This window comes from Halopseudomonas oceani (genome assembly GCF_002903165.1).
Taxonomy (GTDB): Bacteria; Pseudomonadota; Gammaproteobacteria; order Pseudomonadales; family Pseudomonadaceae; genus Halopseudomonas; species Halopseudomonas oceani.
Genome location: NZ_PPSK01000001.1, coordinates 61,371 through 74,533, shown reverse-complemented (window position 1 = coordinate 74,533; position 13,163 = coordinate 61,371). Strand labels below are relative to the sequence as shown.

Sequence of the window (13,163 nt, the reverse complement as noted above, 5' to 3'; positions counted from 1 at the left end):
CATTGCGCAGAGGCAAGAATGCGTAAGGTCGCGCTGCCGTCGGGGCAGCACTGGTGTTGTCATGGGGGCGTGGCTGCATCTCAGTCGGCCCCCTCCTGTTCCAGTGGTAGGAACAGGGTAAAAGTGGTTTCTCCCGGCACGCTGTCACATTCGATCAGGCCCTGATGCTGGCTGATGATGTTCTGGGTAATCGACAGGCCAAGCCCGGTTCCTTCGGCCCGGCCACTGACCATGGGGTAGAAGATACTCTCGGCGATGTCGGCCGGAATGCCAGGGCCGTTGTCGATCACCTCAACCCGGCAAACCAGTCGGTAGCGGGTCTGGCCGATCGTGAACTGGCGCAGCGTGCGGGTGCGCAGGGTGATCTGGCCCTGCTCAAGCGGACCATTGGCAGCGAGTGCCTGCATGGCGTTGCGGACAATGTTCAGCAGCGCCTGGATCAGTTGCTCACGGTCGGCCTGGACATCCGGGATGCTCGGGTCGTAGTCGCGCTTGATGTGCAGCGCGCCCTGGGTTTCGGCCTCGATCAGGCTGCAGACCCGCTCGGTGATCTCGTGAATGTTGATCGGTCGCAGCGCGGGTGGCCGGTACGGGCCAAGCATGCTGTCGACCAGATTGCGCAGCCGGTCGGCCTCTTCAATGATCACGTCGGTATAGTCTTTCAGACTCTCTTCCGGCAGTTCTCGGGCCAGCAGCTGAGCCGCGCCGCGAATGCCTCCGAGCGGATTCTTAATCTCATGGGCCAGGCCGCGCACCAGTACCTTGGTCACTTCCTGTTTGGACAGCTGGGCCTCTTCCTTGGTGATACGCAGCAGGCGATCACGTGGATACAGTTCCATCAGCAGCCAGTTGCGGTTGGCGGCAATGATCGGTGTGACCGAATAATCAGCCATCATGCTCTGGCCGTTGCCAAGGGTTAGCTGGGCTTCGCGCTTGGTAAAAGGGTGGCCGTTCTCAACCGCGTTGTGCAGCGAATCGAGGGCTGCCGCGCTATCAGTGAACAGCCCTTGCAAGGGCTGTTGATATACCCGTTGTCCGCTGACTGCCAGCAGCATTTCCGCCGCGGGATTCATGAAGCTCAGGCGCAGGTCGCTGTCCAGCAGCAGCACGGCAGTGGTCAGGTTATCGAGAATCTGGCGTAGAAATCGGTCTGGCAGCATGGCTATATCCGTCGTTTGGGCAAGGAAATGCAAGAAGCGAACCAATTCGGGGCGTATTCCGGGAGAGATGGATAATCCGTTGCCCGTTTCTGTGACGAGTGGCCCCCGGAATGCTCAGGCGCGTGCGCAGGCCCTGTTTTTGCTGGTGTTCTCGCTGCCGACGAGGGCCTTGAGCGGACGTTTCAGTAGGTTGTCGGGCTAGTGGATATCGGCTGGGCGCATTGGAACGGTGCGCGAATTGGAGTCGCGAGTGACGAGTATGCACCGATTTGGTGCGCTCGTCACTCGCGCTGGAAGGGGTGGGTCAGGGGGTGCTGGCGGGTGGCTTGGGCACGTTCGGCGCTGTCGGTGCGGCTGGCGCCCGCGGTGCCTGGTTGGGTGAGTTGATTCGGCCGGGCTGGTTTAAAGAGGTGCGCTGCACGTGGACGGTGATCGGGCTGCTGGCGATCAATTCCTGGCCGCTGGCGTCAGTGATCACCGCTTCAATCTGGTGCGACCCCCGATCCAGGTTGGGCAGGGTCAGGCTGGCCTCGTTCTGGCCATCGCCCGGCAGTGCCTGGGTGGAGAGGGTGCCATCGACTCGGGCCCGAAGCAGCGCTCCGCTTCGCAGCGGCGGGTCAATGGCAATGCCGAGCACCAGATTGCCGTCGTTGGCCCGTACCCCGCTGTCGTCGGCAGGGCTGGTGATTTCCAGGCGGCGGTAGCGTCCTTGGCTTGTTGCCGCATTGCCGGTGGTGCTGCTGCTCTGGTTATAGGTCGGAGCAGGGCGCGGTGCATCCATGGCGTTGGGCGTGGAAATCTCAATGCGCTTGGCATTGGGGGATGGCTGGTCCGAGTAGACGGTGTTGCCTTCGGCATCGGTCCAGGTATAGATCTCGGCAGTGGCGCTCTGGCTGAAGATCAGCGCGCTGCACAGGGCAAAGATAAGCTTGCGCGGCATTGTCGTACTCTCCTTGAGACATCTGCTCATGCTGGCACCGTCCGGGAAAGCTGGCAACTGCCTTGGTCTGCCTTGGCGACAGACGTAAAAAAGGGGCGCCCGACCGGGCACCCCTTTTTTTGGGTGACAGTTGCCTGTCTCTGGATTAGACGCTGTAGTACAGGTCGTATTCCAGCGGGTGAACGAAGGTGCGAACCTTGATCTCTTCGGCGCTCTTCAGCTCCATGTAAGCGTCGATGAACTCGTTGGTGAACACGTCGCCCTTGGTCAGGAAGTCGCGGTCTGCGTCCAATGCTTCCAGTGCCTCTTTCAGGCTGCCGCACACCTGCGGGATCAGCGCGGACTCTTCCGGCGGCAGATCGTACAGGTTCTTGTCGGCTGCATCGCCGGGGTGGATCTTGTTCTGGATGCCGTCCAGGCCAGCCATCAGCAGCGCTGCGAAGGCCAGGTAGGGGTTGGCAGCCGGATCCGGGAAGCGTGCTTCGATGCGACGGGCTTTCGGGCTGGAAACGTACGGGATACGGATGGAAGCGGAACGGTTGCGGGCGGAGTAGGCCAGCATGACCGGAGCTTCGAAGCCCGGGACCAGACGCTTGTAGGAGTTGGTGGACGGGTTGGTGAACGCGTTCAGTGCCTTACCGTGCTTGATGATACCGCCGATGAAGTACAGGGCGGTGTCAGACAGGCCGGAGTAACCTTCGCCAGCAAAGGTGTTGTTGCCGTCTTTGGCGATGGACATGTGAACGTGCATACCGGAACCGTTGTCGCCGTACAGCGGCTTCGGCATGAAGGTAGCGGTCTTGCCGAACGCGTCAGCAACGTTGTGTACGCAGTACTTCAGGGTTTGTACTTCGTCGGCTTTCTTCACCAGGGTGTTGAACAGTACGCCGATTTCGTTCTGGCCAGCAGTTGCCACTTCGTGGTGGTGAACTTCGATGGTCAGGCCCATTTCTTCCATGGCGTTACACATGGCAGTACGGATTTCGTGGTCGTGATCGACCGGCGGCACCGGGAAGTAACCACCTTTGACGCCCGGACGGTGGCCTTTGTTGCCAGTCTCGAAGTCGCCGTCAGTGTTCCAGGAAGCCTGCTCGGAGAAGATCTTGAACATGGAACCGGAGATGTCGGACTTGAATTTCACTTCGTCGAAGACGAAGAATTCCGGTTCCGGACCAACGAATACGGTGTCACCGATACCGGTGGACTTCATGTATTCTTCGGCGCGCTTGGCGATGCCGCGCGGGTCACGCTCGTAGCCCTGCATGGTGGAGGGCTCGATGATGTCGCAGACGATGATCAGGGTCGGCTCTTCGGTGAACGGGTCCAGAACGGCGGTGCTGTCATCGGGCATGAGGATCATGTCGGACGCTTCGATACCTTTCCAGCCGGCAATCGAGGAGCCGTCGAACATCTTGCCGTCTTCGAAGAAGTCTTCGTTGACATCACGGGCCGGCATGGTGACGTGCTGCTGTTTGCCCTTGGTGTCGGTGAAGCGCAGGTCTACCCACTTCACGTCATGCTCGTTGATCAGTTGCATCGCTTTCGACATGGTTTCCTCCAAAAGGAATCGTTTGCCAGACAGCCGGTCTGGCACCTTATATAACGTCCAGCGGACAGGCCGCTGCTCGGTTGCATTACAAGTGAGCAAAAGGTGTGCCATTTCGGAGCATCGCCTGTGAGCCCCGTATTTGGCGCTTCTTGCTCTGAAACTTGGTGATGCGCACCATTCTGGAGCACCTTGTTGGTGCATTCAGCGGTGGGTGTGCGCCAAGTTGGTGCGTTGTCTGCACGGCAGTTAGCCGAGCGCTGAGCGCCTGCTGCGCGTATAATGCAGCGCTTTGCGCACGATATGCCAGCCCCCATGAAACTGATCATCAAATTTTTCCCGGAAATCACCATCAAGAGCCGTCAGGTTCGCAAGCGTTTCATTGCCCAATTGAAGGGCAACTTAAAAAAGGTGCTGTCGGCGGTTGATCCGCAAGCCCGGGTCAACGGGAACTGGGACAGTCTCGAAGTCAATCTGGGGCCTGATCCGGCGCTGCAGCAGCGCTGTATCGAACGGTTGCGCAACACGCCGGGCATTTCGCATTGCTTCGAGGTGCACGAGTATCCGCTCGGCACCATCGATGAGTTAATCGAGCTCTGTGTGGCCAATGTCGGCGATCAATTGCGCGGCAAGACCTTTGCGGTGCGCTGCAAGCGGGTGGGTACCCATCCGTTCAGCTCGCAGGATGTCGCGATCAAGGTGGGCAGCGCGCTCAATACCCGGTGCGGCGCAGCCGGTGTGTCCTTGAAAGATCCTGAAGTGGAAGTGCATGTCGAGATTCGTGATCAGAAAATTTATCTGATCCAGGCGCGTCACGAAGGTATGGGCGGCTTCCCGCTGGGAACCATGGAGCCGGTGCTTAGCCTGCTGTCAGGCGGCTTCGACTCCACGGTGGCGAGCTATCAGATGCTGCAGCGAGGCCTGCTGCCGCATTTCGTCTTCTTCAATCTGGGTGGCCGAGCCCACGAGCTGGGTGTGCGTCAGGTTGCGCATTACCTGTGGGAGCGTTATGCGACCAGTCACCGCCTGCGCTTTGTCAGCGTTCCCTTTGAAGGGGTGGTGGCCGAGATTCTGCAGAACGTTGAAAACAGCCAGATGGGTGTGGTGCTCAAGCGCATGATGCTGCGTGCCGCAGACCGGGTAGCCTACCGCCTGGGCATCGATGCGCTGGTCACCGGCGAGGCCATTGCCCAGGTGGCCAGTCAGACGCTGCCGAACCTGAGTGTGATCGACAAGGTGGCAGAGCGGTTGGTCATTCGTCCGCTGATTACTACCAGTAAGCTGGACATTATCGATGTGGCCCGGCGTATCGGCACGCTGGAATTTTCCAGCAGCATGCCCGAGTACTGCGGGGTGATCTCCGTCAGTCCGGCTATTCGCACCACAGTGGCGCGGGTTGAGGCGGCTGAAGCCGGATTCAACTTTGAGTTGCTGTCGCAGGCGGTGGAGAATGCCGCTTACAGCGAGTGCAGCGAGCTGGGCGAGATGATGGAAGGCGGCTCGCCGGTCGAAATTGTCGAGCAGGCACTGACCGGCCAGATCGTTATCGACATCCGCCACCCCGATGAGCAGGAACTAAGGCCGCTGCAGCTGGACGGGGTGGAAGTGCAGTCGATTCCTTTCTATACCCTCAATAGTCGTTTTGCCGAACTCGACCCTTCTCGCGCCTATCTGTTGTATTGCGAGAAAGGGGTCATGAGTCAGTTGCATGCCCAATATCTGCTGGATGAAGGTCACGGCAATGTACGTGTGCTGCGGCCGGGCGGCAGCAGCAAGCGCTGAATAGCATCACCGGGCAGCTGTTCTGCTCGGCGCAATTGAAGTAATGGCAGGGTGTTTTGAACAAAAAACACCCATTGTCACCTTTGGGTCTGTATAATGCCCCCCTCTTTTTTTCAGTATGCCGGCTGTCGCCGCATCACCCAGGACGCTCACAGTGATCGAGAATCTCCGCAATATCGCCATCATCGCGCACGTTGACCACGGCAAAACCACGCTGGTCGACGCTTTGCTGCGTCAGTCCGGTACCCTGGATCGCAAGGAACTGGATTCCGAGCGGATCATGGATTCCAACGACCAGGAAAAGGAACGCGGCATTACCATTCTGGCGAAGAACACCGCCATCAAGTGGAACGGCTACAACATCAACATCGTCGACACCCCCGGCCACGCCGACTTCGGTGGCGAGGTTGAGCGCGTGATGTCCATGGTTGATTCGGTACTGCTGCTGGTTGATGCGGTTGACGGTCCGATGCCGCAGACCCGCTTTGTAACCCAGAAGGCCTTCCAGGCCGGCCTGCGTCCGATCGTTGTCGTGAACAAGATTGACCGCCCGGGTGCCCGCCCTGACTGGGTTATCGACCAGGTCTTCGACCTGTTCGATAGCCTCGGCGCTACCGACGAGCAGCTGGACTTCCCGTTCGTTTACGCCTCCGCAATCAACGGTATTGCAGGTATGGACCCGGAAGAAATGGCTGAGGATCTGACCCCGCTGTTCCAGACCATCGTTGATCGCGTGCCGTCTCCGGACGTTGACCTCGACGGCCCGTTCCAGATGCAGATCTCGGCACTGGACTACAACAGCTTCCTGGGTGTTATCGGCATCGGTCGTATCCGCCGCGGCAAGGTCAAGACCAACACGCCGGTGACCTCTATCGATGCGCAGGGCAAGAAGCGCAACGGCCGTATCCTGAAGATCATGGGTCACCACGGTCTGCAGCGCGTTGAAGTTGAAGAAGCTCAGGCTGGCGACATCATCTGCATCAGCGGCTTTGACCCGCTGTTCATCTCCGACACCCTGTGCGATCAGCAAAACGTTGAAGCCATGCCGGCGCTGACCGTCGACGAGCCGACCGTAAGCATGACCTTCCAGGTCAATGACTCGCCGTTCGCCGGTAAAGAAGGCAAGTTCGTCACCAGCCGCAACATCAAAGAGCGTCTGGAAAAAGAACTGCTGCACAACGTGGCTCTGCGCGTTGAAGAAGGCGACAGCGCTGACAAGTTCAAAGTATCTGGTCGTGGCGAGCTGCACCTGTCGGTGCTGATCGAAACCATGCGTCGCGAAGGCTTCGAGCTGGGTATTTCCCGTCCTGAGGTAGTGATCAAGGAAATCGACGGTGAGAAGCAGGAGCCGTACGAGAACGTCACCATCGACATCGAAGAGCAGCACCAGGGGCCGATCATGGAGCAGATGGGTCTGCGCAAGGGCGACCTGGGCAACATGGTTCCGGACGGCAAGGGCCGCATTCGACTGGAGTACGTGGTGCCGGCACGTGGCCTGATCGGCTTCCGTAACAGCTTCCTGACCATGACCTCGGGTACCGGCATCATCACCAGCACCTTCAGCCATTACGGGCCGATCAAGCAGGGTGAAGTGGGCCACCGTCAGAACGGCGTGCTGGTCTCCATGGCGACCGGTAAGGCGCTGACCTACTCGCTGGAAACCCTGCAGGATCGCGGCAAGCTGTTCCTGGAGCCGGGTCAGGAGATCTATGAAGGTCAGCTGGCCGGTATCCACAGCCGTGACAACGACCTGGTCATCAACCCGACCAAGGGCAAGAAGCTCGACAACATGCGGGCTTCCGGCAAGGATGAGACCATTCAGCTGGTTCCGCCGGTCAAGTTCACTCTGGAGCAGGCGCTGGAGTTTATCGATGACGACGAGCTGGTCGAAGTGACGCCGAAGTCGATTCGCCTGCGCAAGAAGCTGCTGAGCGAGACCGACCGCAAGCGTGCCAGCAAGAGCTGAGCCTCGCTGTGACTGAAAAACCCGCCCCGGATTCCGGTGCGGGTTTTTTCATGTCTGCGGGTCCGAGTTGGCGGGATGTGCGACCAATGGCTACTGTTTGAGGGGGAGCTCTGAACCGTCTGCGTGATATTATATTGACATCAAAAAGCCTTCTCGCATCGTTTGCTCGGGGATAACAATAATGGGTGGAAATCGGCACATCGGACTGCAGCAGTGGATCTGGCGCGCCTTTATTCGCAGTGCGCTGGTACCGCTGGTGCTGGTGGAAGCGGCGCTGATTGCCATCTACCTGTTCAGTAACTCCGAAATTCGTGACGAGCAGACTGCCTATCTGCGGCAGACTGCGCTGACAGAGCTGAGCGGCGCAGCCCGGCTGGAGGCGCGGGTGATCAATGCTCGTCTTGAGCAGGTAGCGTCGCTGGCCAATGGCTATCGCAATCTGGTGGCGGAGACATTGACGGCGCCTATGGCTGCCCCGCCGGTATCCGCCAAAACCATTGATAGTGGCGTGACCTACAGCCCGGCCGACAACGGTGGCAGCGCGTTTTTTTACTCGGGCGCAACGCCGCCGGCCCGGCAGGACAGGAACAAGATCCATCGCATGGCGACGCTTGATCCGGTCATGCGTGAGTTGCAGCGGAGCAACCCGCTGATTGCCAGTGTTTACTTCAATAGCTGGGATAACTACAACCACATCTATCCTTGGTTTGCCACCGCGGATCAGTATCCGCACGACATGGTGATCCCGGACTACAACTTCTACTATCTAGCCGACGCCGAGCATAACCCGAGCAGGGGGGTGGTCTGGACGGATGTCTATCTGGACCCGGCCGGTCAGGGCTGGATGATGTCGGCGATCGCTCCGGTTTACCGTGGCGACTTTCTTGAGGGTGTGGTGGGTGTCGACATCACCGTCGACGGTATTCTGACCGAGATCAACAGCCTGCCGGTGTCCTGGGACGGCTATGCCATGCTGGTCAGTCAGGACCTCAACATCATGGCAATGCCTGCGCCCGCCGAGCGGGATTTTGGCTTGCGTGAGCTGACCACGCACTCCTATCAGGATGCGATTCGCCGGGAAATATTCAAGCCGGATGACTTCAACTTGGCTCAGCGCGCGGAAACAGTTGATCTGGCCGCGGTGCTGAAGGGGCGTAGCAACGGTGTGCAGCAGTTGATGCTCAATGACAAGGCGCTACTGGTGGGTTGGACCGAAGTCGAGCAAACCGGCTGGCAATTGTTGACGGTGGTGGATGAAGATTTGCTGTTTGCTCAGACCAACCAGATGGCGAGCCACTATCGACAGATAGGCATGCTGCTGATCGCCGGTTTGATCGCCTTCTATGTGGTGTTCTTTGCGTTTCTCTGGATTCGGGCCCGAGGGTTGACGGAGCGGTTGCTGGTTCCGATTGAAGGGATATCTCGAATGATGACAGACATCGGTGCCGAGCGCTGGCGCTCGGAGCCGGTGCACTCGGAAATCGCCGAACTCGACGGCATGGCGCGCCACACCCATGAAATTGGACTGCAGCTGGAGCGCAGCCAGGAACTCAATCGTACCGCCCAACAGCGTATTGAGCTGGTGCTCGACAGTACCACCGAGAGCATCTGGGAGTGGCACGTCGGTGACCGGGAAATAGAGCTGCGCGGGCGCTTTGGCGAGCGCTTCGGGCTGCCAGTCGGGCGTGTGCCGCTGGACATGTTCCGCGCCCGGATTCACCCCGATGATCGAGCCCGAGTCTTGAGCGCGGAGGAGTCGGCTTTGAGCAGCCGCGCACAGTATGCTGCGGAATTCCGGTTTGCTGATGCTCAGGGGGTGTATCACTGGTTGCTCAGCCGTGGCCGTGTCCTTGAGCAGGATCCGGCTACCGGCGAGGTACTGCTGCTGGCCGGTACTCATGTAGACATCGATGATCTCAAGCACATTGAAAGTGACTTGCGCTCGGCGACCCACGAAGCAGAAGCAGCGAACCTGGCGAAGGCGCGATTCATCTCCAGCATGAGTCATGAGCTGCGTACGCCGTTGAACGCGATTCTCGGTTTTGCCCAATTGATGGAGCTCGACAGTCAGGAAAGTGGGCAACCCTCGGAATACGTTCAGGAAATCTTGCTGGCAAGCCGGCACCTCAATACGCTGCTGAGTGACATCCTCGATTGGTCAGCCATTCAGGTAGATGCCCGGCGCGTGCAGCTGATGCCGACCGATGTTGCCCAGATCATGAATGAAAGTGCCGAAATGGTGCGGCTCGCGATCAGCCAGGAGGGCTTATCCCTTGAGGTTGTGCCGCCGCCCGAGGGGGTGACCGTGATGGCGGATCCTCGGCGGCTGCGTCAGGTAATGATCAACCTGCTATCGAATGCCAAGAAATACAACACCGTCGGGGGCAGTGTGCGGCTGTACTCTGACGTGTTTGGCGCTCGCCTGCGTCTGGTGGTCGAGGACACGGGCATGGGTATCGAGCCCGAGGATCAGGCGCTGTTGTTTGAGCCGTTCCAGCGACTGGGGCGGGAAAACACCGCTATTCAGGGAACCGGAATCGGCTTGTCCATCTGTCGTGAGTACGCCCGCGCGATGGGAGGAGACATTGGCCTGCACAGCGAGCCTGGGGTCGGCAGCCGGTTTTGGGTTGAATTGCCGCTGAGCGCGGCGCCAGCCCTGCCTCGGTCTGGTGGGCCGCTGGTCTATTGCCTCAGCGATGATGAGGTGTTGATTGAGCAGGTGCGTGAGGTGCTCGGGGAGCGGGCGCGGCTTAGGGTCGGCAACGCCGGTAAGTTGCTTGAGCAGGCCGCGGAGAGTCCTCCTTCCCTGGTGCTGATCGATGAGGCAGTGGTGGATTCCTCTTCTGTATCGATGCTGCAGCGGTTGCGTCAGCTGCAGGCGGGCCTGGCGTTGCCAGTGCTGCTGCTGGCCGATGCACCGAATTTGGCGTCGGTCCATGAACTGGTAAGTGAGTGTCAGGGGCTGGTGCGCAAGCCCCTGGACAGTGACGAGTTTGACGCGCTGGTGAACGTGTTGCTGGAACGGGAGGCTGGTCATGCTGAGTAACGTCTTGCGTCGTGCGACCGTGGTGGTGATTGACGATGTTCCGGCCAACCTGCGCTTGCTCCAATCCAGCCTGCACACTATGGGTCTTGGTCAGGTAAAGGGCTTTAGCAATTCTGCCGAGGGTCTGACCTGGTTGCAGCAGAACAGTTGGGATCTGTTGCTGCTGGACCTGGACATGCCGGCGCCGGACGGATTTGCCATTCTGGAGGCGCTGCGCGACCGCGATCGAAGTGCGCAGCAGGTAATACTGGTAACGGCGTTGGGTGACGCCGTGAGTCGTCGACGCGGCCTGGACCTGGGTGGCAACGACTACCTGACCAAGCCGGTTGATTTGCCTGAGCTGCTGTTGCGCGTGCGCAACTGTCTGGACTTGAGTTTCGCCCATCGCCTGCTGCAGCAGGAGCGGGAGACCCTGGAAATGCGCGTCGAGGAGCGCACTGCGCGGCTGCGTGACAGTTACCAGGCAGTGATTCGGGCGCTGGCCCGGGCGGCAGATTACAAGGACAACGAGACCGGCAACCACATTATGCGGATAGGTGAAACTGCCGCCTTGCTAGGACGGGCGATTGGCGCACCGGCGACCTGGGTAGAGTTGTTGCGGCTCGCCGCGCCCATGCATGATGTTGGCAAGATTGGCATACCTGATCATATTCTGCTCAAGCCGGGCAAGCTGACTGAGGACGAGTTCGACATCATGAAGCGGCACGCGCGTATCGGGCACGACATTCTTGCCGATAGCGGTCGATCCTCCTTGCTGGAGCTGGCTGCGGAAATTGCGCTCAATCACCATGAGAAGTGGGATGGCAGCGGCTATCCTGGCGGGCTCAAGGGGGAAGAAATACCCATTTCGGCGCGCATCGTTGCGCTGTGCGATGTCTATGATGCGCTGCGCAGTTCGCGACCCTATAAACAAGGCTGGAGCGCAGAGAAGGCACAGGCCTACATTCTTTCCCAGTCGGGTAAGCATTTTGACCCAGCAGGGGTAGAAATCATGGCTGGACTATTTGACGAGATCGAGTTCATCAGGGCATCGCTGAGCGACCCCTGATCGGCGTTGGCTCGGTGCTGGGACTGTAGGCGGCAACCTGAGGTCCGAGCGGCGGGCAACGGGATTCGCTTATTGCAGACAGGATACTAGTTGGCCGCTGCCGGAGCGGCCATCGCCCGAAAGGGTGGATTTGCCGGTAAGTCACCTGAATGGGTGCTGGTGTTGGTCGGGAGCGGCGCTAGAGTAGCGCTCAGGCAACCCGAGGTCCGAAACGGCGCAGGCCGGATCGTGATGTACCCAACAACAAAAACCACGCACGATTCATGGAGGCTACACCTCATGCCATTCAGCAAAAAAGGCATCCTTGCCATTTGTGGCGCTGGCGCGCTGCTGTTTTCGATGTCTGCCCTGGCCAACAATCCACCGCCGACCGATCCTGGTGACGGCGGTGGTTCCAGCTACCAGCGCGGCCCGGATCCATCCGTCAGCTTCCTCGAAGCCGATCGCGGCCAGTACAGCGTGCGCTCCAGCCGCGTATCCGGCCTGGTCAGCGGCTTTGGCGGCGGCACCATTTACTACCCCACCGGTACTACCGGCACCATGGCAGCGGTGGTGGTGATTCCCGGGTTTGTTTCTGCCGAGTCGTCGATTGACTGGTGGGGGCCGAAACTGGCGTCCTACGGCTTTGTGGTCATGACCATTGACACCAACACCGGCTTTGATCAGCCGCCGAGCCGTGCACGTCAGATCAATAACGCACTGGATTACCTGATCAGCCAGAACAGCCGGAGCACAAGCCCCGTGCGCGGAATGATTGATACCAATCGCCTCGGTGTAGTCGGCTGGTCGATGGGCGGTGGCGGTACCCTGCGGGTGGCCAGCGAAGGTCGTATCAAGGCTGCCATTCCGCTGGCACCCTGGGATACTTCCAGCTACTACGCCAGCCGCGCTCAGGCGCCGACCTTGATCTTTGCCTGTCAGGCGGATGTGATCGCGCCGGTCTTCCAGCACGCATCGCCGTTCTACAATTCGCTGCCGTCGAACATCGACAAGGCCTTTGTGGAAATTAACGGTGGCAGCCACTTCTGTGCCAATGGTGGCAGCATTTACAACGATGTATTGGGCCGCTTGGGCGTGTCTTGGATGAAACTGCATCTGGATGAAGACAACCGCTACAAGCAGTTCCTCTGTGGTCCGAACCATACTTCGGATTTCCAGATCTCCGGTTATCGCGGCAACTGCCCGTACTAAGTTCCGGGTTCAAGGAGCAGGCGTCGGCCCCTCGTCGGGTCGGCGCCTTTTTTGTGGCTGATGGTCAGGGTTTTGGTCGGTAGGCGCAGAAACCGGGGCGCGGCCCGACTTGCGGGTGGTTGCGGCAGGTCGCAGGGCGCTTGTCGTAGACAGTGCAGCGCCGGCTGCGGGCATCGAGAAACAGGCAGTCATCGTTGCTCATGCGGCTAAGGGTGAAAACGCCGCTCTTCTGGTGAAAACGCTCGACGACACCTTCTCTCTGCAGGCGTTTGGCGATCTGCTTTAGTGGCTCGCCACGTTCGAATTCATCTACCCGTTCCAAGCGAATCAGGTCGTCCAGCCGAACCTCTACCGGCAGCGTGCAGCAACTGGCGTTGCAGCTATCGCACAGGCCCTTGCGGTACTTCTGCCAGGTGTCTAGCCGGTCGATGTCGGCGGCGGGAATCAGTTGCGGTTTCATGCAGCGCCCCAAGGGATGAGGCGC

9 protein-coding genes are annotated in these 13,163 nt (G+C 59.6%); 5 read left to right on the top strand and 4 right to left on the bottom strand.

Annotation, left to right across the window (positions count from 1 at the left end):
• Positions 1-80: 80 nt before the first annotated feature.
• From glnL to glnA, 3 genes are all read right to left on the bottom strand, one after another.
• Positions 81-1,160, bottom strand: coding sequence for a nitrogen regulation protein NR(II) (gene glnL, locus C1949_RS00390; RefSeq protein ID WP_104736500.1), 1,080 nt, complete (start codon positions 1,158-1,160; stop codon positions 81-83).
• A 304-nt stretch (positions 1,161-1,464) separates the two neighbouring features.
• On the bottom strand, positions 1,465-2,100 hold the full coding sequence (locus C1949_RS00385) for a DUF4124 domain-containing protein (protein WP_170062968.1): 636 nt from the start codon (positions 2,098-2,100) through the stop codon (positions 1,465-1,467).
• 145 nt (positions 2,101-2,245) lie between these two features.
• The gene (gene glnA / locus C1949_RS00380; RefSeq protein WP_104736498.1) at positions 2,246-3,649 is read right to left on the bottom strand and encodes a glutamate--ammonia ligase; all 1,404 of its coding nucleotides are present in this window, start codon (positions 3,647-3,649) and stop codon (positions 2,246-2,248) included.
• A 312-nt stretch (positions 3,650-3,961) separates the two neighbouring features.
• Here glnA and thiI point away from each other — a divergent pair, with 312 nt between their 5' ends.
• The 5 genes from thiI (at position 3,962) to C1949_RS00355 (ending at position 12,679) form a co-directional block, all read left to right on the top strand.
• On the top strand, positions 3,962-5,428 hold the full coding sequence (thiI, locus tag C1949_RS00375; RefSeq protein ID WP_104736814.1) for a tRNA uracil 4-sulfurtransferase ThiI: 1,467 nt from the start codon (positions 3,962-3,964) through the stop codon (positions 5,426-5,428).
• A gap of 154 nt (positions 5,429-5,582) precedes the next feature.
• Positions 5,583-7,394 carry a translational GTPase TypA gene (gene typA, locus C1949_RS00370; protein WP_104736497.1) on the top strand — a complete coding sequence of 604 codons (1,812 nt, stop codon included), beginning with the start codon at positions 5,583-5,585 and terminating at the stop codon, positions 7,392-7,394.
• Positions 7,395-7,575: 181 nt separating this feature from the next.
• On the top strand, positions 7,576-10,440 hold the full coding sequence (locus C1949_RS00365; RefSeq protein WP_104736496.1) for a hybrid sensor histidine kinase/response regulator: 2,865 nt from the start codon (positions 7,576-7,578) through the stop codon (positions 10,438-10,440).
• Positions 10,430-11,488 carry an HD domain-containing phosphohydrolase gene (locus tag C1949_RS00360; RefSeq protein ID WP_104736495.1) on the top strand — a complete coding sequence of 353 codons (1,059 nt, stop codon included), beginning with the start codon at positions 10,430-10,432 and terminating at the stop codon, positions 11,486-11,488. The genes C1949_RS00365 and C1949_RS00360 overlap by 11 nt, the downstream gene beginning before the upstream one ends.
• Before the next feature lie 279 nt (positions 11,489-11,767).
• Positions 11,768-12,679: an alpha/beta hydrolase family protein gene (locus C1949_RS00355; RefSeq protein ID WP_170062967.1), complete on the top strand. Its 912-nt coding sequence runs from the start codon at positions 11,768-11,770 to the stop codon at positions 12,677-12,679.
• Positions 12,680-12,743: 64 nt separating this feature from the next.
• On the opposite strand, the gene C1949_RS00350 is transcribed toward C1949_RS00355, so the two are convergent.
• Positions 12,744-13,139: a YkgJ family cysteine cluster protein gene (locus tag C1949_RS00350; protein ID WP_104736493.1), complete on the bottom strand. Its 396-nt coding sequence runs from the start codon at positions 13,137-13,139 to the stop codon at positions 12,744-12,746.
• Positions 13,140-13,163 lie beyond the last annotated feature (24 nt).